General features: G+C 68.4%; 21 protein-coding genes and 2 tRNA genes. All 23 read left to right on the top strand.

Annotated features, from left to right (window positions below):
- Positions 1–19 precede the first annotated feature (19 nt).
- The 23 genes from KCTC_RS06360 (at position 20) to KCTC_RS06250 (ending at position 25,108) form a co-directional block, all read left to right on the top strand.
- A complete protein-coding gene (locus KCTC_RS06360) occupies positions 20–1,036 on the top strand; it encodes a polyprenyl synthetase family protein (protein WP_231998863.1) in 1,017 nt (338 codons plus the stop codon).
- On the top strand, positions 1,033–2,301 hold the full coding sequence (gene mptB, locus KCTC_RS06355) for a polyprenol phosphomannose-dependent alpha 1,6 mannosyltransferase MptB (RefSeq protein WP_125567809.1): 1,269 nt from the start codon (positions 1,033–1,035) through the stop codon (positions 2,299–2,301). The genes KCTC_RS06360 and mptB overlap by 4 nt, the downstream gene beginning before the upstream one ends.
- A 32-nt stretch (positions 2,302–2,333) precedes the next feature.
- Entirely contained in the window at positions 2,334–3,317 is a 984-nt protein-coding gene (locus tag KCTC_RS06350; protein WP_125567807.1) for a pirin family protein, read from the top strand.
- Positions 3,318–3,348: 31 nt separating this feature from the next.
- Positions 3,349–3,573 carry a hypothetical protein gene (locus KCTC_RS06345; RefSeq protein WP_125567805.1) on the top strand — a complete coding sequence of 75 codons (225 nt, stop codon included), beginning with the start codon at positions 3,349–3,351 and terminating at the stop codon, positions 3,571–3,573.
- Positions 3,566–3,994, top strand: coding sequence for a TA system VapC family ribonuclease toxin (locus KCTC_RS06340; protein ID WP_125567803.1), 429 nt, complete (start codon positions 3,566–3,568; stop codon positions 3,992–3,994). Before KCTC_RS06345 ends, KCTC_RS06340 begins: the two co-directional genes overlap by 8 nt.
- A 35-nt stretch (positions 3,995–4,029) precedes the next feature.
- Positions 4,030–4,524: a DNA-3-methyladenine glycosylase I gene (locus KCTC_RS06335; protein ID WP_231998862.1), complete on the top strand. Its 495-nt coding sequence runs from the start codon at positions 4,030–4,032 to the stop codon at positions 4,522–4,524.
- Positions 4,525–4,571: 47 nt separating this feature from the next.
- Positions 4,572–5,966: an amidase gene (locus KCTC_RS06330; protein WP_125567799.1), complete on the top strand. Its 1,395-nt coding sequence runs from the start codon at positions 4,572–4,574 to the stop codon at positions 5,964–5,966.
- 49 nt (positions 5,967–6,015) lie between these two features.
- Positions 6,016–6,087: transfer RNA gene (locus tag KCTC_RS06325), tRNA-Thr, on the top strand.
- A 29-nt stretch (positions 6,088–6,116) separates the two neighbouring features.
- Positions 6,117–6,190, top strand: a tRNA-Met gene (locus tag KCTC_RS06320).
- A 45-nt stretch (positions 6,191–6,235) separates the two neighbouring features.
- Positions 6,236–6,406 (top strand): 50S ribosomal protein L33, encoded by a 171-nt coding sequence (gene rpmG, locus KCTC_RS06315; protein ID WP_125567797.1) that lies wholly within the window; start codon positions 6,236–6,238, stop codon positions 6,404–6,406.
- Positions 6,370–7,425 carry a UDP-N-acetylmuramate dehydrogenase gene (locus KCTC_RS06310; protein ID WP_408636111.1) on the top strand — a complete coding sequence of 352 codons (1,056 nt, stop codon included), beginning with the start codon at positions 6,370–6,372 and terminating at the stop codon, positions 7,423–7,425. Before rpmG ends, KCTC_RS06310 begins: the two co-directional genes overlap by 37 nt.
- A 326-nt stretch (positions 7,426–7,751) precedes the next feature.
- Entirely contained in the window at positions 7,752–9,023 is a 1,272-nt protein-coding gene (locus tag KCTC_RS06305; protein ID WP_125567795.1) for a hypothetical protein, read from the top strand.
- 169 nt (positions 9,024–9,192) lie between these two features.
- Complete coding sequence (locus KCTC_RS06300; RefSeq protein ID WP_164512502.1) at positions 9,193–11,205, top strand: beta strand repeat-containing protein; 2,013 nt, start codon at positions 9,193–9,195, stop codon at positions 11,203–11,205.
- A 120-nt stretch (positions 11,206–11,325) separates the two neighbouring features.
- Positions 11,326–12,726 (top strand): hypothetical protein, encoded by a 1,401-nt coding sequence (locus KCTC_RS06295; RefSeq protein ID WP_125567791.1) that lies wholly within the window; start codon positions 11,326–11,328, stop codon positions 12,724–12,726.
- A complete protein-coding gene (locus tag KCTC_RS06290) occupies positions 12,723–13,808 on the top strand; it encodes a hypothetical protein (RefSeq protein ID WP_125567789.1) in 1,086 nt (361 codons plus the stop codon). The genes KCTC_RS06295 and KCTC_RS06290 overlap by 4 nt, the downstream gene beginning before the upstream one ends.
- A 180-nt stretch (positions 13,809–13,988) precedes the next feature.
- On the top strand, positions 13,989–15,758 hold the full coding sequence (locus tag KCTC_RS06285) for an Ig-like domain repeat protein (RefSeq protein WP_125567787.1): 1,770 nt from the start codon (positions 13,989–13,991) through the stop codon (positions 15,756–15,758).
- A 67-nt stretch (positions 15,759–15,825) separates the two neighbouring features.
- Positions 15,826–18,576: a hypothetical protein gene (locus KCTC_RS06280; RefSeq protein WP_125567784.1), complete on the top strand. Its 2,751-nt coding sequence runs from the start codon at positions 15,826–15,828 to the stop codon at positions 18,574–18,576.
- A complete protein-coding gene (pstC, locus tag KCTC_RS06275) occupies positions 18,573–19,589 on the top strand; it encodes a phosphate ABC transporter permease subunit PstC (RefSeq protein ID WP_125567782.1) in 1,017 nt (338 codons plus the stop codon). Before KCTC_RS06280 ends, pstC begins: the two co-directional genes overlap by 4 nt.
- A gap of 34 nt (positions 19,590–19,623) precedes the next feature.
- Positions 19,624–20,892 (top strand): phosphate ABC transporter permease PstA, encoded by a 1,269-nt coding sequence (gene pstA, locus KCTC_RS06270; RefSeq protein ID WP_164512501.1) that lies wholly within the window; start codon positions 19,624–19,626, stop codon positions 20,890–20,892.
- Positions 20,889–22,586, top strand: coding sequence for a substrate-binding domain-containing protein (locus tag KCTC_RS06265; RefSeq protein WP_125567778.1), 1,698 nt, complete (start codon positions 20,889–20,891; stop codon positions 22,584–22,586). Before pstA ends, KCTC_RS06265 begins: the two co-directional genes overlap by 4 nt.
- Positions 22,587–23,540: a sortase gene (locus KCTC_RS06260; RefSeq protein WP_125567776.1), complete on the top strand. Its 954-nt coding sequence runs from the start codon at positions 22,587–22,589 to the stop codon at positions 23,538–23,540.
- A gap of 12 nt (positions 23,541–23,552) precedes the next feature.
- The gene (locus KCTC_RS06255) at positions 23,553–24,491 is read left to right on the top strand and encodes a phosphate ABC transporter ATP-binding protein (protein ID WP_125567774.1); all 939 of its coding nucleotides are present in this window, start codon (positions 23,553–23,555) and stop codon (positions 24,489–24,491) included.
- Positions 24,488–25,108 (top strand): hypothetical protein, encoded by a 621-nt coding sequence (locus KCTC_RS06250; RefSeq protein ID WP_125567772.1) that lies wholly within the window; start codon positions 24,488–24,490, stop codon positions 25,106–25,108. Before KCTC_RS06255 ends, KCTC_RS06250 begins: the two co-directional genes overlap by 4 nt.
- The last annotated feature ends 58 nt before the right edge of the window (positions 25,109–25,166 follow it).

Raw genomic sequence — 25,166 nt, 5'->3', positions numbered from 1 at the left:
CCTGAGTAGGCTCACGCCCGTGAACGAGTCTGCGTCCGCGGTGGCCGTACGTGCCCTGGAGGACGCGCGCACGCTCGTCGAGCCCGCTCTTCGGGAGGCCGTGGATCTTCTCGATCCGCGGATGCGGGCGATCGCCGGCTATCACTTCGGCTGGTTGGACCGTGACGGCAACCCGTCCCCCGGCAACGGCGGCAAGGCGCTCCGGTCCGGCCTGGCCATCGCTGTGGCTCGAGCGCTGGGCGCAGATCCCGCCGCCGCAGTGCCCGGTGCGGTGGCTGTCGAGCTGATCCACAACTTCTCGCTCATCCACGACGACCTGATCGACCGCGACCGTGAACGTCGCCACCGTCCGACGGTGTGGGCCGCCTGGGACGACACCACGGCTGTCCTGCTCGGGGATGCCCTGGTGACGCTCGCGTACGAGGTGATCGCGGACAGCGGGTCAGACCACGCCGCGAAGGCGGCGAAGGCTCTGTCGGTCGCCACCCGCGAGCTGGTGCGCGGTCAGGCCGACGACGTACTCCTGGAGTCCCGTGATCGTGTCGAGCTGGCCGATTGCGTATCGGTCGCGGCAGGCAAGACGGGTGCCCTGCTGGCCGTGAGCGCGGCTCTTCCGGCCATCTTCGCCGGCCGCCCGGCTGAGGTCGTACGCGCTCTCGACACGTTCGGTGCCGACCTCGGACTCGCGTTCCAGATCGTCGATGACCTGCTCGGGATCTGGGGCAGCACCGAAGTCACCGGCAAACCGGTGCATGCCGATCTCGCTGCCGGCAAGAAGACCATCCCGGTGGTCTTCGCGATGGATCGCGACCCTGAGGTTGCCCGGTGGTACGCCGAGAGGGACTCCAGGGCGGAAGCCTCTGCCGCGGAACTGGACGCGATCGCCGAGCGGATCGAGACCGCCGGCGGCCGCGCCTGGGCCGAGGCCGAGGCGGATCGCTACGTCGCGGAGGCTCTGGCCGCGCTCGCGACAGCCGGAGTCGAGGACGACGTGGTGGTCGCCCTGGCGACCTTCGTCACGCAGCGACGGTCGTGACCGCACCGTCCACGCACCGCGGGATCCTGCTGCGCGGCCTGCTCGGCAGCGCGATCACCGCCGCTGCCGGATGGTTCCTCTCCACTCTCCCCATCGGCTCCTGGCCGATGACCCACGGCCCGCTGGCGCAGTGGCGTACGCACACCTGGGTGCTGGGACTGGCGATAGCGGTCGCGATCGGCGGGCTGCTGTTGCTCGGCTGGGCCTGGTGGGACCTGGTGCGGCGGCCGGAGCGCGTACGCCTGACGTCATTCCTGTGGCTGCTGCCGTTCCTGGCCGCGCCGCCGCTGTTCTCCGAGGACGCCTACATCTACGCCGGCGAAGGCTGGCTCGCCCGTCACGGAGTCTCGCCGTACCTCCACGGCATCAATGCCGTCGCCGGCCCGATCTCGAACGTGGCCAACCATCAGTGGCGCCAGACCCCGAGCCCGTACGGCCCGATCCACCTCAAGTTCGCTGAGTGGCTCACGTACGTCTCCCACGACCCGCTGGTGCTCGCGATGCTGCAGCGGCTGCCGGCGATCGCCGCCTGGGGGATCATGCTCTGGGCCGTCCCGCGGCTGGCACGTCGTGGGGGCGTCGACCCCGATCGCGCGATTGCCCTCGTGATGGCCAGCCCGCTGATGTTGGGCACGGGCATTGGTGGCGAGCACAACGACGTCCTGGTGTGGGCCCTGATCGCAGTGGCGATCGTCGTTGCCGTCGAACGGCACTGGGCGCTGGGAGCGCTGGTCCTCGGCCTCGCGGTGTCGGTCAAGGTGACCGGCCTGCTCGGGGTTTTCCCGATCGCACTGCTGACCCTGACGCCCGGGGTGCGGCTGCCGGCCCGGCTGCTACGCCTGGCTCTGACAGGTCTGATCGCTGCCGCGGTGATGGCGGTGGTCAGCTTCACCCTCGGTTTCGGCACCGATTGGATCCATGGACTGTCCAGCGCCTTCGACCGGCCCTCTCCGCTGAATCCGGTGGGCTGGCCGCTCTTCTGGGCTCCGGACGGCTTCTTCAAGGCCCTGGCCGTGGTGCCGCTGGTCATCGGGGTGGTGGCCGCACTGCGTACGCGCGCGGGCGAGTGGCGCTGTGTCCTCATCCGATTCACCTGGGTCCTGGTCGCGTTCGTCTTCCTTGCGACTCCCTTGCGGCTCTGGTACCTGCTGTGGATCGCCCCGTTCGCGGCCTCGGCGCCCCTGCGTCGTCGGTGGATCGTGCCGGCGATCGGGTTCATCGGGGCGCTGGCGCCCGTGACGGCCATCCCCGGCCTCACCCGCTGACATCTGTCGGTGCCCCGCGCTTAGATGGGCGTATGAGCAACGTCGAGGACCATCCGCAGGTCACCGAGTGCGCCTCCGCGCCCACGGGTGCGCAGGTGATCACGTACCGCGACGTCCCGCTCGGTGGGCCGCGTTCGATGACGGTGCGGCGTACGTTGCCGTCGCGAGAGCGCACCTTGATCGGGGCCTGGTGCTTCGTTGACCACTACGGGCCCGACGACGTCGCCGACAGCGGCGGCATGCACGTCGCACCGCACCCGCACATCGGCCTGCAAACGGTCTCCTGGTTGTTCACCGGGAAGGTGGAGCACCGCGACAGCGCGGGCAACCATGCGTTCGTACGTCCCGGTGAACTGAATCTGATGAACGCCGGTCGCGGGATCAGCCACTCCGAGATCTCGACCCCGGCCACGACGACCTTGCACGGTGCCCAGTTGTGGGTGGCGCTTCCGGAGGACGTACGTGCCGGCGAACCGGGTTTCGCCCACTACGCACCCGAAGCCGTCGAAGGCCCCGGGTGGACGGCCCGTGTCTTCCTCGGCAGCCTCGGCGGCTCGACCTCGCCGGTGGTCACGGCAACGCCGCTGCTCGGAGTGGAGGTCTTGCTCGCGCCGCATGCCGACGCCGAATTCGGTGTCGACGACGCGTACGAACTGGGTGTCCTCGTCGACACCGGCTCGGTCGAGGCGAATGGGCTCAGCATTGGGCGCGCTGAACTCGGCTACCTGCCGCCGGGCGCATCCCGACTCTGCCTGCGCGCCGGCGAGGACGGTGCGCGATTGCTCCTCCTCGGCGGTCCGCCATTCGGGGAGGCGATCGTGATGTGGTGGAACTTCATCGGGCGCACGCATGAGGACATCGAGGCAGCGCGGACTGAATGGCAGCGGCAGATCGAGGGCGTAAGCGACTCGCAGGAGGTCGCCGCCGGCACCTTCGGCACCGTGGTCGGGGACCATCTGCCCCCGATCCCGGCGCCACCGATGCCGAACGGCGTACGCCTGAAGGAACGCCATTGATGCGTGATGCGTGATGCTTTAGAATGGAATCATGCGTACGACTCTCGATCTGGACCCGCGTGTGCTGGCCGCCGCGCGAGGTCGTGTCCAAGCTGGTTCGAGCCCTTCGGTCGGAGCGGCTGTGTCGGAGTTGGCACTGGCGGGGATCGACCTCCGCATGGACGTCACCTTCAGCCACGGTCTGCTGTTGGCGCCGCCCGTTGAGGGCCATGTGATCACCAGCGACATGGTCGAGGACGCTCTCGCGGATGACTGACCACCCTCTCGAACTGCCGGATGTCAACGTGTTGCTCGCGCTCATGAGTCCGAGCCACGAGTTCCACTCTCCAGCGATGGCATGGTTTCGCGGCACCGCGCGATTCGGGACCACCGTGGTGACCGAGTTGGGCCTGCTGCGTCTCCTGCTCAATCCTGCCGTGATGGGACAGCGTCTGGATGGTGCGTACGCGCGGGCCATGCTGCGAAGTGTGCGTGCTGATGCGCGGCATTCCGTGGTGAGTGACACCAGTTCCTTGGCCGAACCGGTCATTGACGTTGTCGGACTGGTGGGACACAAGCAGGTCACTGACCTTCACTTGGTCAACCTCGCTGCTTCAGTCGGTGCTCGGCTGGTGACTTTCGACCGGCGCGTACGCGGGTTGGTTCCGCAGTCGAACGACTACGTCGTGACGCTGTGATGAACCGGTGTCCGTGGGCGCTCACGCCCGGAGCGATGCAGAGCTATCACGATGACGAGTGGGGCCGAAGTGAGCCGACGGAGCAGGCCTACTTCGAGCGCCTGACTCTGGAGGCATTCCAGTCGGGGCTGTCCTGGGCCACGATTCTGGCGAAGCGACCGCGGTTCCGGGAGGTCTTCGCCGAGTTCGACGTGGACGCGATCGCGGACTTCGGGCCGACCGAGGAGGAGGCGTTGATGGCCGACGCCGGCATCGTCCGCAACCGACTCAAGGTGACCTCGACGATCCGCAACGCCCAGGCGACCGTCGCGCTGCGCGACAGCGGCGGATTGGTGGCGTTCGTCGACCAGTTCCGTCCGCCGGTCGCGCCGCCCTACGAAACGACGCTGACAGCTGAATCCCAGGCGCTGTCCAAGGCTCTCAAGAAGGCCGGCTTCGCCTTCGTCGGACCGACCACGATGCATGCGTTGATGCAGGCGCTCGGACTCTTCAATCCGCACCACCCCGACTGTTACCTGGCCGAGATGTGACGATGGCCACGGTCCCGTCCGGTAGCACCCGCGAGTAGGTTGGCGCCGTGCCATCAGTACGCCGTATTTCCGCCTTCACCGACGATGCCCTCGGCGCCGACGACGCGCTCGGCGTACGCCAGCGCATCCTCGACGGGGAGATCACTGCCAAGGAAGCCGCGAGCGCTGCGTACGCCCGGATCGCGAAGGTGAATCCGCAGCTCAACGCGATGGCCGCGGTCTCGACCGACCCGCTCGGCGACCACGGTGACGGCTTCTGGGAGGGCGTACCCACCCTGCTCAAGGACAACATCGACGCCCGCGGCATGGCCACGATGCACGGCACCGACGCCTTCGAGGCCCGCCCGGTGGCCAAGGACGGTGAGACCGCCAAGGCGTTCCGGATCAGCGGGTTCAGCGTCCTGGGCAAGACACAGTTGTCGGAATGGGGCTTCTCCCCGGCGGCCGACCACCCGCGCCTGGGCAGCGTACGCACTCCGTGGGACCCGACCCGGTACGCCGGGGCGTCCTCCGCGGGCTCCGGTGCCCTGGTCGGCGCGGGAGCGATCCCGATCGCCCACGGCAATGACGGCGGTGGCTCGATCCGGATCCCCGCCAGCGTCAACGGCCTGGTCGGGCTCAAGCCGACGCGCGGGCGGGTGCCGCAGGACCTCTTCTACTCCGCGATGCCGGTCAAACTCGTCTCCGACGGCGTCCTGACCCGGACCGTGCGCGACACCGCGGCCTTCCACCGTGAGATCGACCGACGGCACCACAACCCGAGCCTGCCCCCGATCGGTGATGTCACCCGACCCGGCCGTCGTCGTCTGCGGATCGCCTGGACCACTGACGGAGCGGGCTACGGCGCAGACGCGCAGACGCGCGAACTCACCGAGAAGACCGCCGTTCAACTGGCCGAGTTGGGCCACTACGTCGACGAGGTGCAGCTGCCGATCCCCGAGACGCTCGCCGACGACTTCCTGCTCTACTGGGCCTCGCTGGCCGTGGCGATCGTCGGCACCGGCCGTCTGCGCCGTGGCTGGGACGAGTCGAGGATGACCGGTCTCACCGTCGGGCTCGCGAAGCACGCGCGTCGCAACGCCCTGGCCATCCCCGGTGCGGTCAGCCGCTTGCGGAAGGTCACCGCGCTCTCCGAGCAGTTCCACGAGCTCTACGACGTGGTGTTGACCCCGACGCTGGCCCATGAGACCCCCAAGGTCGGATACCTGGACCCGCAGCAGCCGTACGACGACCTGGTGCGGCGGCTCCTGGAATGGGTGGTCTTCACGCCGTGGGCGAACGTCACCGGTGCTCCGTCGATCTCCCTGCCGGTCGCACAGACGAAACGCGGACTGCCCCAGGGGATGATGTTCACGGCCCGGAATGGCTGGGAGGCGACGCTCCTGGAGCTGTCCTACGAGCTCGAGGAAGCGGTCGGATTCGCCCGGATGCCGGGTCTGTGAGTCCCGATTTGGTGGGGTTCAAGCGGGGCCAGTAATCTTCTCGGCTGTTGCCCCCTTAGCTCAGTGGCAGAGCACTTCCATGGTAAGGAAGGGGTCGTCCGTTCAATCCGGACAGGGGGCTCTGATGCAAGGGCTCCCGCTCTTGCACCTGGCGGGATAGCTCAGACGGTTAGAGCGCACGACTCATAATCGTGAGGTCGCGGGTTCGATCCCCGCTCCCGCTACCCGGCATACTCTAAGCAGCACCCTCGTTCGACCAAGGACTTTCAATGGCCAGCAAGAGCAGTGACATCCGCCCGAAGATCACTTTGGCGTGCACGGAGTGCAAGGAGCGGAACTACATCACCAAGAAGAACCGCCGCAACGACCCTGACCGGATGGAGCTGGCGAAGTTCTGCCCGCGTTGCCGCACGCACCAGCCGCACCGCGAGACGCGCTGATCGCATCACGCGTGCCTCGGCTCGCTGATTTCACAACGCTACGCCTCGGCGGGAGCGCTTCGACCTGGATCGAAGCCTCCTCCGAGGCTGCGTTCATTTCTGCCCTCGGTGCGGCCGATGAGGCCGGTACCGGCGTCCTGATCCTCGGCGGAGGATCGAACCTCGTCGTCGCCGATGAGGGCTTCGACGGCACCGTCGTCAGGGTGGCCACCGCCGGGATCGCCCCCGAGGTCGACGCCGACGGTCACGTCCGGGTCACGGTCGCCGCCGGCGAGAACTGGGACACCTTCGTCGCCCATGCTGTTGCCTCCGGCTGGGTCGGTGTCGAAGCCCTTGCCGGCATCCCCGGCACCGTGGGTGCCACCCCGATGCAGAACGTCGGCGCGTACGGTCAGGAGGTCGGCCAGACGATCGCCGAGGTCCGGGTCTGGGACCGTCGCCTCAAGGGCGTACGCACCTTCGCGGCTGACGAGTGCGGCTTTGCCTACCGCTGGTCGCGGTTCAAGGCGGACCCCGGCCGACACGCAGTCCTCTCGGTCACGTTCACCTTCGCGGTCGGCAGCCTCTCCGCGCCCGTCGGGTACGCGGAACTCGCGCGGACCCTCGACGTCGAGGTGGGGGAGCGTGCTCCGCTGGAGGACGTACGCGCCGCGGTCCTCGGTCTGCGGCGTGGCAAGGGCATGGTCCTGGACGCCGAGGACCACGACACCTGGAGCGCAGGCTCGTTCTTCACCAATCCGTTCGTCGAGGTGGCGCCCGCCGGCGCCCCGGCGTACCCACAGCCCGACGGTCGGGTGAAGACCTCGGCCGCCTGGCTCATCGAGCACGCCGGTTTCGGCAAGGGGTACGGCAACGAGCTGGTCTCGTTGTCGACCAAGCACACGCTGGCACTGACGAACCGGGGCGGCGCGACGACCGATGCGCTGCTGGCGCTGGCGCGGGAGATCCGGGACGGGGTCGCCGCAGAGTTCGGCATCGGACTCGAACCTGAACCCGTCTTCCTCGGCTGCGCGCTCTAGCCCACAACGCCTGAGATCGACCTGAGAGAACGGTCTGAGTTCCTCAGGACCGCGACCTTCGGGGTTGCGTGGATCACACCGATCCGGTCGAAACCATCAAACCCCTGTGCGGTTTCACCTCCTGTTTGCATGGCGTTCCGTGCTCGGCCGTAGTCCGCCGACGCCCCATTTCAAAGAATCATCCCGACACATACGACGACGTCTCTCGGGACCCGCATGCCCTTCGCGGGCTGTCGGGTGCGTTCGATCCGCGTGCTGCTCCGACCAGTTTGCATCGCCTGGAACCAGGCGATTTCGACCGACATAGAGAGATCGGTATCTCTGCGATGAAGCACAGCAAGAAGTTCCTCGCGGGCGGCGCGGCCGTCCTCGCCTCGGTGGCTCTGGCCACCCCTGCGTTCGCCGACCCGGTACGTCCGTACGTTGCGGCCGGCTCCGACACGATCCAGGACGTCTGGAACGGTCTCACCAACGACTCGACCGCCGTCGCGCCGTCGATCGCCTCGTGGAACGCGACGTCCGGTGGCGTTGCGTACAACACCATCCAGACCAAGACCGGCGGCGCATGGTTCGCTCGCCCGAACGGTTCGGGCGACGGTCTCAAGGCTGTCTGCGCCACTTGGGACGCGGCGGGTGACCCCACCAACAAGCTCACGCTCAACAGCACCAACTACACGCTCAACACGCAGGACGTGGACTTCGGTCGTTCCTCGAGCGGCCCCGCGGGCACCTCGGGCACGGTCCAGTACCTGCCGTTCGCCCGCGACGCCGTGTCGATCGCGTACAACACCCAGGCGGTCGGTGCTGCTGCCAGCGGTCTCCCGGCCTCGCTGAACCTGGCCACCACGGACATCACCGCGCTCTACAGCGGTGTGCCGAGCGCCGACGGTCGCGTGACCTTCACCCAGGCCGACGGCTCGGCCGAGCCGAGCGGCAACGCCACCGCCGACGCCACCGCGAAGGTGTTCCTCGACGGCCTGCAGGTCGTCCCGGTCCTTCCGCAGACGGCTTCGGGTACCCGCAAGTTCTTCGCCGGTGCTGCCGGCATCAGCAACTCCCAGGGCGCGAACGCGGCGTACGTCTCCGACCTCGCCGGCACCGTCTTCGGTGCGGGCACCGCCGGCCCGTACGAGGAGAACAACGGTCGCGCACTCACGATCCCGGGCGCGATCATCCCGTTCTCGGCTGCGCAGTGGATCTCCCAGCAGACGGCCGCCGCGCCGAACACGCTGGACAACTCCAAGATGGCCATCGCCAGTGTCAACGGCAGCGCCGCGGTCACCGGTTCGGGTAGCAGCGCTGCCCAGGGCCCGCTCTTCGGCAGCCAGAACGCTGCCGGTGCGTTCAACACCGTCCCGGTCTCCGGTGTCGGCAACTTCAACCGCGACACCTACGACGTCGTCCCCGGCGGGTTCCTGCCGACCGGGACCCCGACGCCCAAGCAGTCGGCCCTCGTGTCGATCCTCACCGGTGGTGGCATCGGCCAGATCTTCTCCGGCGCTGGCAAGACCATCATCAAGAAGTTCGGATTCGGTGTCCTGTCCTACTCGGTCGGCACCGGCTCGGCCCTGCCGGGCGACTGCCCGAGCGGTTACTGATCGACGCGGTGTGGGTCCCGCTCGGTAGGGACCCACACCCGTCGCTTGATCCCAGCCGCAACCCGCCGGACCGTCCCCTGGCCCGGATGCGGGTCGTCGCATGACGCCCGCCTGCTCCACCGCACTGCTCCATCCCCTCGCTGTAACCCCATATCCAGAGAGAGAAGTCATGTTGCGTACTCCTGCTCGCGCTCGCCGCTTGCTCGCGGGTGCCGTCGCGGTCGCGATTCCTGCCGCGATCCTGGCCACCGCCACCCCTGCCAACGCTTACGCGCCCACCGCCGGCGCCGCTGAAATCATCCTCGAGGCGAACACCCAGACCGACCTGGCCGCGAACGCGCTGGCCAGCGGTTGGTGGGGTCACGAGACGTCGACCCACAACAAGGCGACGTTCCTCGGCCTCAACACCTCCGGCACCACCCTGGCGGCCGTCCTGGCCAAGATCGGTCCGGACGCCAACGCCGGCAACCTGAACGTCGCGTTCGTCCAGAACCCGAGTATCTCCAACGTCCGTCCGACGATCGCCGCCGGTGAGACCGTCGGTCAGGCCTACACCTGGTTCGACGGCTCGACCTTCGGCAGCTCGTACTCCGGCAACACCGCGGACACCGACTACGTCGACACCATCTCGACCGACGCCAGCTACAACGCATGGGTCAACGCCGGTTCACCGGTCGTCGGGTACGACAGCAACCTGACGCCGATCGACGCCGCTGCTCCGGGCGCTCCGGCCTCCGGTACGCACGCCCTCGGCAAGTCGATCCTCAACAACTGGGCCTCGGGCACCAACATCGGCCTGATCTTCTACGTCTCGAACACGACGGCGTCGAACGGTGAGCCGGTCGTGCTCGCCGGCGCCGACGGCAAGGCCGAGGCTGCGTACGTCCCGCTGACCACGGCTGCTCTCCCGGCTGACCACAGCCAGGACCCGGCCGCCGGCAAGTCGGCTGCGTACGACTCGATCCGTACCTCGGCCGGTTACATCGACACCACCGTCGGTGACCGCACCGCGGCGAGCGCTGTGACCTCCAACGTGGCCTCGCCGGCTGCCCAGGGTGCTGCAGTGACGTTCAGCACGACCGTCACGGACACCGACAACGGCAACGCTCCGGTGACCGCCGGAACGGTGACGTTCAAGGACGGCGCCTCCACCCTCGGCACGGCCACTCCGAACGCGAGCGGTGTCGCGAGCCTCCCGGTGAGCACGCTCTCCTCGGGCTCGCACTCGATCAGCGCCACGTACGCCGGTCCGACGACGGGGCTTCACCTCGCAGGCTCGACGGCTGCTCCGGAGGCGTACACCATCCAGGGTGCCAACACGACCACCGTGGTCGCGGTCAACCCGAACGCCAACAACGACACCAGCACCAACGTGACGTTGACGGCTCACGCCTTCAAGACCGGTGACGCCGCCCAGACCACGATCCCGGGTCACGTCACGTTCATCGGTCACCGCAGCGGCAGCGCGACCACCACGGTCCTGGGCAGCAACATCCCCACGGACGCGAGCGGTGTGGCCAGCGTGGTCGTCAACTTCGCGACCGCGGACCCGACCTGGACCGTCGAGGCTGACTTCACCCCAACGGACGGCGTCAACTACCAGGCGTCGATCGACACCTCGGCTCCGTTCGCGGTGACGGCTCCGGCCAACCCGCCGCAGGTCTCGGTCGGCAACGTCACCGCCGACATCCCGGCGGGCACGATGACCCTGTCGACGCCGTACACGTCGAGCAACCCGCTCAACGTGGGCACGCTGACGCAGAACTCCGACCCGACCACCGGTTTCTCGGGCAGCACGACGTTCGGCAACATCGCGATCGTCGACACGCTCGCCGGTGACCTGCCGTGGACCCTCACGGCTCAGTCGAGCAACCTCACCGGCGGCACGACGGGCACCGGCGTGATCAACGCCCAGAACGTCGGCATCACGGGCATGAGCGCAGCTCAGGCTCCGACCGGCGGTGTGGCGACCTTCTTCCCGATCGCTGCGGCGAGCCCGGCGATCGAGCCCGGCGTCGTCGGCACCCTCGGTCTGGCGGGTCTCCCGGCGAAGACCATCGCGCACACCGCGCACGGTGTCGGGTCGTGGAACCTCGGCGGCACGCTCACGGTGAACGCTCCGGCGGACACCCCGGCTGGCCACTACGCCGGCACGGTCACGTTCACGCTGACCGCGCAGTAATTCAAGACCGCCTGGGGGCGGCGAGCGACCGACGGGTCACTCGCGGTGGGGCGGGTGCGAAGGCATCCGCCCCACCGGCACGCCGCCCCCGGGCGTACACCCATGACAGAGAGAGCCCCCATGCAGACCTTCCTCCGCGTACTCGCCGTGGCGATTGCGACCGTGCTCTTCAGCGCGGTCGCCCTGCCGTTTCCGGCGCTGGGCGCAAGTACGAGCCCAAGCCCCACCCCGTCCACCACTGCCACCGCCCCCGCGAAGCCGAATCCGGCCGCGACCAGCAAGAACCTCACCTTCGGTATCGGTCCGGCGGTGCAGGTGCCCAGCGACCACCTCGTCGACGGTCGTCCGTACATCTCGGCCGAGAGCAAGCCGGGTGGCGTCGTACGCGACGCGGTCGCCCTGTTCAATCTCGCCCGGACGCCGATCACCGTGCAGGTCTATCCGGCCGACGCGGCCCAGAACGGGTCCAGCACCTTCCAGCTGTCGCTGATCAACCAGAAGGTCACCCAGGCGGGCTCCTGGTTCACCCTCAACGGCCAGCGACGCCTGACGGTGACGATTCCCGCGAGTCATGCCGCCCCGAACGACCGCAACATCCCCGGTCGGGTCCTGATCCCGTTCGAGGCCCGGATCCCGCTCGATGCCACCCCCGGCGACCATGCCGCCGCAATCGTGGCGGAGCTCGACGCCAAGGCGAGGAACGGCGACGGAGCGAACGTCACGCTCCAGCAGCGCCTCGGTGTCTCGGTCTACTTCCACCTGGCCAGCCAGGTGGGCACGCTGCGAAGTGCACTGCGGGTCAGCAATCTGCGCGCCCACTGGGACGAGCCCGGTGGCCCGCTGGGGACGAGTCGCTACACCGTCACGTTCACGGTGCGCAACGTCGGTGACGTACGGCTGAACGTCTCGACCCTGATCGGCACCACGCGGTGGTTCCTTCCAGCGATCCACAGCTATCCCGAGGTCATCTCCAATCTCTTCCCGGGCGGCAGCGCGACTGTCACCAAGACCGTGACGGGCGTCTTCGGCCTCGGCCCATGGCATGTCACCGCGACGGCGTTCGGATCACCGGCTGATCCGACCCAGGCAGTGACGACCACGCCGGCGGCCGCAAGCCTGACTTTCTGGCCGTGGCCGTGGGTGCTGATCGCGATCATCGTCGGCACGATCCTGGCGCTGTACCTGCTGTGGCGTGGCTACCGCCGCTGGCGCAGACTGCGGGCCGAGAAGCAGGCCCGCCTCGAGGCGGAGAAGGCCGAGCTCGCGAAGGCACAGGCGAAGATCGCCCAGCAGGCAGCAGAGCTCGCCAAACGCGAGGCCCGGAAGACGCGCGCACCGGGGTGGCGTACGAAGCCGAACGATGCCGGGGAGTCGCAGGCCGTATCCCCGACCGACGTCGAGCCGCCCGTGGGCAGAGGTGCCCGGAAGGTCGCTCGCGGAGGTCTGTTCGGCCGGGCGCGGAAGGCTCCAGGTCGTCACGCGACCCCTGAGGGCCTCGAGCCGATGGGCGGCACGGAATGAACCGCCTGTCCAGGATCGTGACGACGGCCGCCGTGGTCGGTGCCACCGTCGGCGGCCTGATGTGGAGCGCCGACGCAGCCGCTCCGCACGGGTCCGCTGCCGAGGTCATCTTCGAGACCGGAGCGAAGGGTCCGCTCGCCGATCCGGGATACGCCATCGTCGGCGGCTGGTGGGGTCACGAAGGTGCGGCGCACACGGGAGCGACGTACTTCTCGCTCAACGGGGCAGGCGGCACGGGAGTCGTCAACACGGCGTCGATCGCAGCCCTGCATCAGGCGTTGGACGACGGGGGATCGTTCGAGAACCTCCGGGTGGCGTTCGTACCGGCATCGGCCGACGGCAGTACTGAGCGGCCGCTCGTGCACAAGGGCGAGGTCGCCGGTGACGCCTTCCAGTGGTGGACCGACATGGGTATGGGGTCGGGTGTTGCCGGCTCTGGCGGCCCGACCGACTACGGCACCTTCATCTCGACCCAGACCCAGTGGGATGCCTTCTGGCGGCAGGGCCGTCCGGTGCAGGCCTTCGACAGCCATCTGGTGTTGCACGACGTCGCCACCGGCAGCGTGTCAACGGCGCCGGAGGGCACCTCCATCCTCAACGCGTGGCCGGCCGGCACGAAGATCAGCGTCGTCCTGTACGCCTCCGACGGCTACAACGGGTCCCTGGAGCCGACGGTGAAGGTCGGCCCGGACGGTCGCGCGGTCTCCGCGTGGCTGACGATCCGTACGCTGGCCAGGCCCGGCGACCCCGTACGCACCTCCGCCGGCTACCAGGTCCTGACCGCCAGTCCCGGCGAGGGCGACAAGTTGGTCGGCGGGATGCCTCCGGCCGCGGCGACGTACGACCCCAGCGCGGGGGATTCCCGGACAACTGCGCCCACCACCTCGCCGAGCGGTCAGCCGACGAGCTCGACCCACACCGGTCGGACCACCCAGATTGCGGGCCCTGGCCGCGCGAGTTCTCGCAGCTCCATCGCCAAGGTCGTCGACTCCGGGTGGACCTGGGCCGTCGTCGTGATCCTCGTCGGCGCGGGTCTGTGGGTTCTGGTCCGCCGCTGGAGATCGGTCGGGCGTTCGAGATGACCTCGACAAGGGCGGCCGCGATTTCGGTATCCGTTCACGTTCCGCTTCCCCGGAATCACCCAAGTCGGTACGTGGCCGCGTTTTCCTCTCATCGAGGACATTCGGGAGCCCCACGCGCGTCACGTGCCGTCACACCTGCAGCACCACCAGTTCGCACGCACATTCTCCGAAAGGTTCCTCATGTTCTCGAACCCGCTCGCTGATCGCCGCCGGAAGGCGGGGCTCGTAGCCGGTACGGCCGCCTTCGCCCTGGCCGCCGCCGTACTCGGTGCGGCCTCCCCGGCCATGGCCGCCCCCGCCTCTCCGCTCCAGGTGTTCATGGAGGGCGCGAGCGCCACCTTCGACCCTGCCAACGCGGTCACCGCCGGCTGGTGGGGTCACGAAGGTGCGGGCCGCACGGATTCCAGCTTCTTCTCGCTCGACGGCAAGGGCAGCGCTGCGTCCGCGACGCCGACATCCCTGGCCGCCCAACTGGCGAAGATCGGTCCGGACGCCGCGTCGGACGGCTCCAACGTCTTCGTCGCGTACGTCACCACCTCCGCCGACGGCTCGGCGGAGAAGCCGACGATCAGTGCCGGCGAGACGGTCGGACAGGCTTTCGGATGGTTCGACGGCTCAACGTTCGACGGCGCCCTGTCGGGCAACTCGGCGGCGAACGACTACGTCGACACCGTCTCGACCGACGCCAGCTACACCGCCTGGCACAACGCCGGGTCGCCGGTGGTGGGTTATGACGCGAGCCTTACCCCGATCGATGCTGCTGCGCCGGGCGCGCCGCCGTCCGGCGCTCACGCGCTCGGGAAGTCCATCCTGAACAACTGGCCGGCAGGGGCGAACATCAGCCTCGTCTACTACGTCTCGAATGCGACTGCTGCCAACGGCGAACCGATCGTCCAGGCCGGTGCCGACGGCAAGGCCGAGACCGCCTGGATGCCCTTCACCACCGTGGCGATGCCGACCGATCACAGCCGCGACCCCATCAACACGGCATACCCCGCCAGCTACGACACCCTGCGTACCTCCGCCGGCTATGTCGTCAGCGGCGCTGTCGCGCCGACGGTCAAGCTGAAGGACAGCTGGTCCGGCACCGCCGGCACACTGACGGCCACGATCACCGACAGCACCACGGGCGTCACGCTGACGAACGCCACCGGCTCCGTCCAGTTCATGGGCCGGTCGGTCAACGCGACCGGTGGTGCGTTCAGCGACATCGGCAGCCCGGTGACGGTGACCGCCGCCGGCACCGCGGCCATGCCGATCACCGGCCTGGTCGGCGGCCAGTTCCAGGAGTTCGAGGCCGTCTACACCCCGGACGCGGCAGCGTCCTCGACCTACAAGTCCTCGCCGCCGTCGAACGTGGACCAGGCCTTCGCCCCGTACGCCACCTCGACGGGCGTTGCGGTCGCCGGCACGCTCCGCGTCCCGTACCAGCAGACCGTCACCGCCACCGTGGCGGCGACTGGTACGACCGCGACCGGCACGGTCACCTTCAAGGACAACGGCGTGACCATCGCCACCGTCGCGCTGGCCTCGGGTCACGCGAGTTTCGCGAAGGCGTTCGGCCTCGGTACGCACTCGATCGTTGCGTACTACAACGGTGCCGCCGGAATCGCGCCGTCGAGCTCCGGCGCTCGCGCCTTCACCGTCGCCAAGGCCATCCCCTCGATCACGCCGGTGCTGTCCGTCGCACCGTCGAGGCTGGTCCACGGCATGCGTCCGACCCTGTCCGTGTACGTCAAGGCACCGGGTCTGGTCCCGACCGGCACGGTGACCCTCGTGATCGCCCAGCCCAACGGCAAGGTCCTCACCGTTCGCCTCGCGTTGCGCTCCGGGAAGGTCGCGTACGTCCTGCCGGGCCTGCTGCACGGCACGACCAAGATCACGATCAAGTACTCGGGCAGCACCTTGGTCAATGCCGCGGCCAAGGCGTACGCGTTCGCCGCTCGCTGATCGATCCCTCCTCCGCGGTGGCGCCGAGCTTCCGGCGCCACCGCGACCAAACCCAAGGACTCCCTTCATGGCCCCCACCCACCGACGCGAGCCTCTGATCCGGCTCCGGTTCAGCGCAGCCCTCGCGGGCACGCTGATGGCGCTGATCAGCGGTCTCACCCTGTTGACGACGCAACCGGTCGTCGCCGCCGGAAGCGCGGTCGACGGATCGGACTGGGGTTCGACCGGCACGCTGGCCAGCAACAGCGCGGTCACGGTGCGGTGGGACAACGCGGGCAATCCGCTCTCGAGCGTCGTCTACCGCGACAGTCGTCAGACCGTTCCGCACACCGGGGGCAGCAGCTATCTCGACGTTGTGCCTGCGGTGAATGACGCCTACGACGCCCATTTCGGGGACAACAACGGCCTCGGTGGCATGAGCGTGACCGTGTCGCAGACCCAGAACCTCGTCGACGAGACGATCAACCTCTCGATCAAGGGCGTCCAGGGCGGCACCAACGTCATCGGCGGCAACTCCGCCTCGTACCTCCAGATCTTCGAGTGCTGGGGCGGGTTGACGGCCGCCGGTCATCCCGACACCATCGCGACCGAGCCCGATCCGGCGACATGTCAGGTGGGCGGCATCGGCGCCGACTCGCGGGGTGGGTCCGCCTCGCTGAGCGAGGGCCGGTACGTGGGCAAGGACCCGCTGGTCCTCGGCGGGGACTGGCTGAACTACTACGACAACGCCCAGGGTGACCTGCCGTTCACCTCGATCGGCGGAGACACCTCCGGCAGCACCGCGAAGCGCCTCAACTCCTACTTCAACACGACCACGACCAACGAGCTCTCCAATGTGGTCATCGGCGCTGACGGGTCCGCGAACCGCCCGTTCGAGGCTCAGACCGGTGCTGAGGCTCCCGGGCTCGGTTGCGGCGTACGTCCCAACATCGCCAGCACCCCCACGTGCTGGCTGGTCATCGTCCCCAGGATCAATGGGGTGATGGTCTCCAGCGGACCGATCGCACCGTCGCTGTGGGCCCAACGGATCCAGGTCAAGCTCGGTTTCCGCCAGGCAGGGTCGACCTGTCCGGGCGGCCGCGCGCGTACGCTCATCGCCGGCTCGGAGATGCTCAACGATGCGGCCGCGTCCTGGACACCGGGCGTCTGCAACGCCCACAAGATCGAGCTCGGCTACACCAAGCTGGGCGACCAGGTGGCCCGGAACCAGTTCGAGACCGGCTCCAACCAGGCCGTGCTCACGAGCCAGCCGATCCCGGAGAGTACGCCCGCCGTCCATGTCCCGCTGGCGCTCACGGCGCCGGTGTTCGCCTACTCGTTGACCTATCAGCCGACCTGCGTCGACATCAGCCCGGCGCCGTCCACGGACTCCGCGGCACAGCGGTGCGGGTACGCGAACCTCGTCGCACTGCAGCAGGACTGGAAGCGTGCGGGGACACCGGTGCGGACCCTCAACCTGGACGCCCGGTTGGTGGCCAAGTTGCTGACCCAGTCGTACGGCAATGCGCTCATCACGATGAGCGGGATGGCGTCGGCGCCGTGGATGCTGGCGCAACCGTCCAACATCGCCGGCGACCCGGAGTTCGTACGCCTCAACCCGCAGTTGGCGCATGAGAGCACCTCGGCCGGCAGCCCGGCACTCAAGATCAACCACCTCGTCCTGGAGGCAGTTCGTTCGGACGCGGCAGCCGAGGTCTGGCGGTGGATCCTGGCGGACCCCGAGGCCCGCGCCTTCCTGAACGGCTGCCCGGACCCGAACGGTCACGTCATCGACCCGTTCTACTCGACGAGGACTTACGCCGGGTGCGAGAGCGAGAAGTCGACGCTGGTCGCCCAGGCAGCTGCGGCACGTGCCTCGACTCAGAAGTCCGCCAACTACCTCGATCAGCCGCTCACATACCCGCCGGACGGCTCGCCCTACCCGTTGCCGACCTGGCAGACCTACAAGGCGCCCAACTCCAGCGAACTGCCTCTGACCGTCGTCGACTGGTTGCCCACGGTCAACTCGATGACCGACTCGGGACGCGACGTCGCGATCGGCTATCTCCCGCAGAACAGCAACTGGTGCGACCCGGCGATCGACGCCAGTTGCGGACCCTTGCCCGGCAAGTGGAGCGATCTCAAGATCCGCCAGTCCACCGGCAGCCTGGGGCTGATGGCGGTCACCGACACCGGTACGGCCGCGCGGTTCCAACTCGCCACCGCGAACCTCTGTGACAGCGCCGGGACGCACTGTGTCGGTGCGAGTGCCGCGAGCCTGCAGAAGGCGGCGACCCAGTTCGCGCCGACGGGGACGCACGGGCTGCTGGCCTCCACGGGCAAGGCCGACTACGCCGGCGGCGCGTACCCGCTCGCCATCCCGGTCTATGCGGCGATCGCGCCCTCGATGGCGCTCGTGGACCGGCGTGCGTACGCCTCGGCCTTCGGGTACGTGCTGGACAACGGTCAGCGACCCGGGTTCGACGTCGGCAACCTCCCGCCCGGGTACGCGCCGCTGACCGCGAACCTGCAGGCGCTGGCCTCGAAGGCCCTGATGACCCTGTCGACCGCGAAGACGGCGCCCAGGCCGACGCCGTCGGCCAGCCCGTCCGGTGTGGGGACCCCGGCAGTGCCGGGTACGACCTCCCCGACCCAGTCCACCTCTGCCCACCCCTCGACCTCTCATGACGTGATCGTCACGACTCCCCAGCTGGTGACTGTGTCGGCGGGCCACGAGAGCTGGGCCTGGTACACGATGCCGCTCGGGATCGGCATCGCGCTTCTGGCCGGTCTCGCCGGGCCGTTCCTTCGCCACGGATTCGGATGGACACTGCGATGACGACCTATGACACCGCCACCGACTTCGATGAGGCGGTGACTCCGCGGAGGGTCACGACCGTCTATTCGCGCACGGACCGGGCGTTCCGTACGACCTCCCGGGGCGCGGGCTCGTTCGTCCTGCTGGTGATGATCCTCGTCGGCGGGTTCCTGACCGTGAATGCGGTCCAGGCCATCTCGTCGGTGGGCCTGGTCAAGTTCGTCACCACCCAGGAGTGGTCGCCGGAGACCAACAACTTCGGGATCGCCGCGGTCCTGATCGGCACCGTGCTGATCGCTCTGGTGGCGCTCATCGTGGCTGTGCCGCTGGCGATCGGGTCGGCCCTGTTCATCACAGAGATCGCCCCACCCGCCCTGAAGAAGGTGATGACGACGGTCATCGACCTGATGGCCGCGGTCCCGTCGGTGGTCTACGGGCTGTGGGGCCTGGCATTCCTGCAGTCGCACATCGTGGGCTTCTCGTACTGGATCTCGACGTACCTGGGCTGGATCCCGCTCTTCCACGTCGATGGCGCGGACCCGAACAATGCGCTGCCCAACCCTGCCCTCTACACCTCGTCGACGTTCATCGCCGGCCTCGTCGTGGGCATGATGATCATCCCGATCCAGACGTCGATGATGGTCGAGGCCTTCTCCCGCGCTCCGCAGGGCGAGCGTGAGGGTGCCTTCGCTCTGGGCGCGACTCGCTGGGGCGTGATCCGTCGGGTGGTCCTGCCGTTCGGCAAGGGCGGCATCATCGGCGGGGTGATGCTCGGTCTCGGCCGGGCGCTGGGCGAGACCATCGCGATCTACCTGATCATCTCGCCGCTCTTCAAGATCAACTTCCATCTCCTCCAGAACGGCGCGAACGCCGTCGCACCGATGATCGCGTTGCGTTACGGAGAGGCGAACTCCTTCGCGATGAGCGCGCTGATGGCCGCCGGCCTGGCGCTCTTCCTGCTCACCATGGCGATCAACTTCACCGCGTCCACGATCATCGCCCGCTCCCGCTCCGGCGCCGACAGTGAGGCGTGACATGACATCGACACTTCCCACGGACGTGCCCGAGATGACCGTACGGTCCCAGCCCCGTCGCACGATCGTCCCGGAGAAGGAGCCTCTCGCCGAGGAGCCGGCACGCGTACGCATCGGCATGTCGATCGATCAGCGGATGATTGGTCCGGGCGCGTTGGCCGCCTCGATTGCCCTGGGCCTGCTGCTCGGTCCGGTGCTCGGCGTCATCGGCTTCGGGTGGGTGCCGCTCGTCAGCTTCTTCTGGTTCTTCGGGCTCTACACGGTGCTGGTCGGGCTCAGCGAGGACCGCCCGACCGTTCGGGACCGGTTCTGGGCCAGCCTGCTGTGGTGCGCCGGGGCGCTGGTGGTGATCTTCCTGGTCATGGTGATCACGTACGTCCTCTATCGCGGGTGGGACGTCTTCACGAGCCTCGGCTGGCACGATTTCCTGCCGACGTTCCTCACCGAGGACATGGGTACGACCGGGCCGCTGGCACCCATCACCCAGGGTGGCATCCTGCACGCCTTCGTCGGGACCCTCGAGCAGACCGGCATCGCTCTGATCCTCACGGTCCCGCTCGGCATCGCGACTGCGGTGTTCCTGAGCGAGATCGGCGGCAGGTACGCGCGCATGGTCCGCACCGTGGTCGAAGCGATGACGGCTCTGCCGTCGGTCGTCGCGGGTCTGTTCATCTACGGCTCGGTGATCATGGTCTTCACCAAGCAGGTGAGCGGGTTCGCGGCGGCGTTGGCCATCACCGTCCTGATGCTGCCGATCATGATCCGGTCGTCCGACCTGGTGCTGCGTCTGGTCCCCGGCAACCTGCGCGAAGCCGGCCTTGCGCTGGGGGCTGGGCAGTGGAGTGTCGTACGACGTGTGGTGCTGCCGACCGTACGGTCCGGCCTGACCACCGCGATCATCCTGGCGACCGCCCACGGCATCGGTGAGACCGCGCCGGTCCTGCTCACCGCCGGAGTGACCGGCAACCTCAACCTCGACCCGTTCAGTGGACCGCAGACGTCGTTGCCGCTCGCGGCGCTGGAGTTCGCCAAGAGCCCGGGGGCGGTGATGCGTGCGCGTGGTTTCGCCACTGCCGCGGCGCTGCTGTTGCTGGTCCTCATCTTGTTCCTGCTCGCCCGCCTCGTGGGCGGTCAGCAGGCCGGTCAGCTCAGCGAACGTCAACGCCGTGGTCGCGCTGCTCGCTCGCTGCGCGACCAGGCCCGCATCGAGGCGAACTACGCCGCGGTCCTCGCCCAACGCAGCCGCCTCGGGCCAGTCCTTCCAACTCCGCGCCAGCCTTCCACCCCTGGAGAGTCCCGATGAAGACCAGCAGATTGCTCCGTCGCGCCTGCGCAGCCCTGGCAGTGGCAGTCGCTGCCCTGGTCCTGGTGGGCCCCGGTGCCCTGGCAGCGATCGGGACCTCGTTGCCGACGGCTCGACTGAGCGGCGAGGGATCCTCGTGGGCCGGGAACGCGGTGCAGGACTGGCAGGCCGCGGTCAAGGCGCAGGGCGTGACGGTCGATTTCAACCCCAATGGGTCGTCGTCAGGTCGTCGCGACTTCGCCACTGGCTTGGCCGACTATGCCGTGTCCGAGATTCCGTACACCGGTGACACCGCCGACCCGCAGGACACCGCCAAGCCGAACTTCGCGTACGGCATGCTGCCCGTCGTCGCCGGTGGCACCTCGTTCATGTACAACCTGCCGGTCAATGGCAACCAGTTCCAGAACCTGCGCCTGAGTCAGCTCGCGCTGGCCAAGATCTTCTCGGGCCAGATCACCCAATGGAACGACCCCGCGGTCAAGGCGACCAACCCGGGCGTGAACCTGCCGGCCCAGCGCATCACGGTCGTCGTCCGCTCCGACGGGTCGGGTGCCACCGCCGAGTTCACGCTCTGGATGAAGCACGCGTTCCCGGCCCAGTACGCGGCGCTCTGCGCGAAGGCGGGTTGCAACCCGAACTCCGCCACGTCGTACTACCCGACCCAGAACATGTCGAACTTCACCGCGCAATCCGGCTCCAACGGCGTCACGACGTACACGGCCAACACCCCGTACACGATCAACTACGACGAGTACAGCTATGCCCTCGGCGTCAGTTTCCCGGTCGCCCAGATCCAGAACGCCGCCGGCTACTTCACGGTCCCCAGTGCTGACGCGGTGGCGGTGGCTCTGACCCAGGCGAGCATCAACCAGGACAAGTCCTCGCTGAACTACCTCAGCCAGGACCTCACCAAGGTCTACAGCTACGGCGACCCGCGTACGTACCCGATCTCCGCGTACTCCTACATGATCGAGCCGACCGTCACCCACGGGAACTTCGATTCGGGCAAGGGGGAGACGCTCGCCTACTTCGAGGCGTTCTCGCTCTGCGAGGGCCAGCGCACGATGGGTGCCCTGGGCTACTCGCCGCTGCCGATGAACCTTGTCCTCGACGCGATGGAGCAGGTCAAGCGGGTCCCGGGCATCGGCGCCAGCACGAAGGCGATCATCGCCAACACGGAGAACGGGGTGAAGGCAGGTTCCGCCAACCCGTGCAACAACCCGACCTTCCGTCCGGGCGACAACCCGGCGCACAACCTGCTCACGGACACGGCTCCGTTCCCGGCGGGGTGCAACGCCGCGTGCGCGGCGCCGTGGGCTCGCCTGGGTGGCGGCACCTCGACCGGCGGTACGAAGGGCGGCAAGTCGACCAACGGGTCCGGGACCGGAACTACGGCGCCGGTCCTGACTCCCGGCGTGACCTCTCCCGGCAGCGGCTCCAACCCGGCGGTCGTCTGCAGTGCGGACACGGGCGTCTGTACCGGCCCGGCCACCACGACGAACGCCGCTGGCGCGAACCCCCTGCCGACGCCGCTCAACCTGACCGGGCAGTCGACCTGGGGTGTGGCCCAGACCGCACTCCTGCTCAGCGTGTTCGCGGTCGCTGCGCTGATGTTCATGCCGCCGTTGGTGTCGCAGATCCTCGGGTCACGCCGTCCGCCCGGTGCTGGTTCGCCGCCGGAGGGGACTTCGTAGATGAGCATCGACACCCAGGCCGGCCCGGACCAGCAGACGACGGCTCCGAAGCGACGCCGCTCATCGGCGATGCGGCCGCGAGTGCAGCTGGTCCCGCGCGCGACCCCTCCGAGTCCGCGCGCCCTGCTGATCTCGTACGCGCTGAGCCTGCTGTCGGCCGTGCTGATCGCCGTCCTGGTCAACCTGACGGTGATCAGCCAGTTCCAGCATCTGACGGCGCAGCGTTCGTTGTACGCCTCCCTGCGACTGTCGCTCGCGGCCGGCTCGGCTCCGATCGGCCAGACCGACGTCAACGGCCAGTTGGTGGTCCCGGGTACGCCGATCGCGCTGCTGCAGATCCCGGCGATCGGGGTGGATGAGGTGGTCATCGAAGGCACCACGTCCACGCAGACCCGCCGAGCTGTCGGTCACAGCCGGGACTCACCACTTCCGGGCCAGCCGGGGGTCTCGGTGCTGATGGGTCGACAGGCGGCGTACGGCGGGGTCTTCGGTGATCTGGACCGCTTGCGGTCCGGCGACGTCATCACCGTCACGACGGGGCAGGGCATCTCGCAGTATCGCGTGATCGGGCCGCGTACGGGCACCGAGGAACTGCCGGATCTCGGGGTCGGCCAAGGGCGGCTGATGCTGATCTCCGCCTCGGGTCTGCCATTCATGCCTGACGGCACCGTCCGGGTCGACGCGACCCTGATCAGTAAGGCGTTTCCTCGGCCTGCTCCGGTCTTCTCCTCCGGAGCGCTTACCCCGCAGGAGAAGCCGATGGCGGGCGATGACAGCCACGCGGTGGCGTTGTCGTGGCTGCTCGAACTGCTGGTGTTGATCGCCGTCGGTGCTGTCGTCGCATGGCAACGCTGGGACCGCCGCGCGGCCTGGATCGTCTTCCTCCCTCTCGTCCTGGTCACCTCGTTGGCATGTGCCGACCGGATCTGTGACCTCCTACCGAATCTCGTCTGATCAGGAGTGCCCATGTCCTACAACTCCGAGTTGGCTCCCGAGCGCCTCGACGCCGGAGACACCACCGTCGACCTCGTGCCGGTTCCGCCGGTGACGCCCAGGCGCCGCGCCGTACTCCCTCGACGCGAGCGTCGGCTGGCCGTCGACACTGTTCCTCTGCTGACGGCGACGCCGGGTGCGACCGAGCTTCGCGCCGACGAGATCACCGCCTGGTTCGGGGACCGGAAGGTGCTCGATCGGGTGTCGCTGACGATGCCGGCCGGTGAGGTGACGGCGCTGATCGGTCCGTCCGGCTGCGGGAAGTCGACCTTCTTGAGGATCCTCAACCGGATGCACGAACTCGTGCCGTCCGCCTCGCTGTCCGGCCGAGTCCTGCTGGGGGAGCAGGACGTGTACGCGCCGGACCAGCGGCTGACGGACGCGCGCCGGCGCATCGGCATGGTCTTCCAGAAGCCGAACCCGTTCCCGGCGATGTCGATCTACGAGAACACCATCGCCGCCCTCGACCTGACCGGACAGAAGGCCGACCGGGCGACGAAGGACTTCCTCGTGGAGGACTCTCTGCGCAAGGCGTCGCTGTGGGACGAGGTGCGCGACCGGCTGCACCAGCCGGCCGGCGGCCTCTCCGGTGGTCAGCAGCAGCGCCTGTGCATCGCACGCGCGATGGCGATCGCCCCTCAGGTGTTGTTGATGGACGAGCCGTGTTCGGCGTTGGACCCGACGTCGACGCGTCGCGTCGAGGAGACGATCGGCGAGTTGCGGGAGCAGGTGACGATCGTGATCGTCACGCACAACATGCAGCAGGCGGCCCGTGTCTCCGACCAGTGCGCGTTCTTCCTGGCGGCGCAGAACCAGCCCGGTGTGATCGTCGAGTACGGCGACACCGAAGCGATGTTCAGCGACCCGCAGGATCCGCGTACGCACGACTATGTGAACGGACGCTTCGGATGATCGGCGTCGGTGCGGTCAGTCCGCGGGTGCAGGAGCGCGCGATCCACTGGATCGATGGCGGGCCGCTGTCCGGCTGGACGGTCGTGCACAGTCGGGTGGGCCGCCCGGTCGGTGGTCCCGGCCAGGCAGCCAGGTTCATGCTCACCAAGGTGGCCTCGTCGGTCACGGACCCGGTCATCCAGCGATGGGTCGATCACCTGGGCATCCTGGTCGTCGCGGACGACGAGCCGGTGAGCGAGCAGGTCTTCTGCCGCATCGTCGTACGCCAACGGTCGATCGCGCTGAACGCGGTTGCCTTCGACGACGTCGCCGGTGCGCAGGAGTCGGTCCGGTCGATCACGAGCCGTGCGATGACGTTGCAGGTGGCGTTCGCGTTCATCCCGGGAGAACCGATCCCGATGTGGGTGGTGCACGATCGCAGCACGCTGCTGTTCGTCGGTCTTCCTCAGCATCACCTCGCGCGAGTATCGGATCCGCGGGTGAGCCTTGCCGCGATGCTGTCGGCGGCCCGGATCAAGGGGCAGGTACACGAAGCCGGTGGCGAGGTGGCTTTGGCGCACTCCGGAGTTCGCCCCGCACGGGCGATCGGTCAGATCCCGAGGGCCCGTCGCGCCTGACCCTCGCTTAGCGGTTGAGGCTCCCTGTCGGCACAATGTCGCCATGAACCGTCGGATG

The organism is Nocardioides baekrokdamisoli (genome assembly GCF_003945325.1).
Taxonomy (GTDB): Bacteria; Actinomycetota; Actinomycetes; order Propionibacteriales; family Nocardioidaceae; genus Nocardioides; species Nocardioides baekrokdamisoli.
This window is presented reverse-complemented; position numbering and strand designations above follow the sequence as displayed.

Coding starts and splice junctions, on each gene's coding strand:
- KCTC_RS06350 (WP_125567807.1), top strand. CDS start 2,334: ATGAGCAACGTCGAGGACCATCCGCAGGTCACCGAGTGCGCCTCCGCG.
- KCTC_RS06345 (WP_125567805.1), top strand. CDS start 3,349: ATGCGTACGACTCTCGATCTGGACCCGCGTGTGCTGGCCGCCGCGCGA.
- KCTC_RS06340 (WP_125567803.1), top strand. CDS start 3,566: ATGACTGACCACCCTCTCGAACTGCCGGATGTCAACGTGTTGCTCGCG.
- KCTC_RS06335 (WP_231998862.1), top strand. CDS start 4,030: ATGCAGAGCTATCACGATGACGAGTGGGGCCGAAGTGAGCCGACGGAG.
- rpmG (WP_125567797.1), top strand. CDS start 6,236: ATGGCCAGCAAGAGCAGTGACATCCGCCCGAAGATCACTTTGGCGTGC.
- KCTC_RS06305 (WP_125567795.1), top strand. CDS start 7,752: ATGAAGCACAGCAAGAAGTTCCTCGCGGGCGGCGCGGCCGTCCTCGCC.
- KCTC_RS06300 (WP_164512502.1), top strand. CDS start 9,193: ATGTTGCGTACTCCTGCTCGCGCTCGCCGCTTGCTCGCGGGTGCCGTC.
- KCTC_RS06295 (WP_125567791.1), top strand. CDS start 11,326: ATGCAGACCTTCCTCCGCGTACTCGCCGTGGCGATTGCGACCGTGCTC.
- KCTC_RS06290 (WP_125567789.1), top strand. CDS start 12,723: ATGAACCGCCTGTCCAGGATCGTGACGACGGCCGCCGTGGTCGGTGCC.
- KCTC_RS06285 (WP_125567787.1), top strand. CDS start 13,989: ATGTTCTCGAACCCGCTCGCTGATCGCCGCCGGAAGGCGGGGCTCGTA.
- KCTC_RS06280 (WP_125567784.1), top strand. CDS start 15,826: ATGGCCCCCACCCACCGACGCGAGCCTCTGATCCGGCTCCGGTTCAGC.
- pstC (WP_125567782.1), top strand. CDS start 18,573: ATGACGACCTATGACACCGCCACCGACTTCGATGAGGCGGTGACTCCG.
- pstA (WP_164512501.1), top strand. CDS start 19,624: ATGACCGTACGGTCCCAGCCCCGTCGCACGATCGTCCCGGAGAAGGAG.
- KCTC_RS06265 (WP_125567778.1), top strand. CDS start 20,889: ATGAAGACCAGCAGATTGCTCCGTCGCGCCTGCGCAGCCCTGGCAGTG.
- KCTC_RS06260 (WP_125567776.1), top strand. CDS start 22,587: ATGAGCATCGACACCCAGGCCGGCCCGGACCAGCAGACGACGGCTCCG.
- KCTC_RS06255 (WP_125567774.1), top strand. CDS start 23,553: ATGTCCTACAACTCCGAGTTGGCTCCCGAGCGCCTCGACGCCGGAGAC.
- KCTC_RS06250 (WP_125567772.1), top strand. CDS start 24,488: ATGATCGGCGTCGGTGCGGTCAGTCCGCGGGTGCAGGAGCGCGCGATC.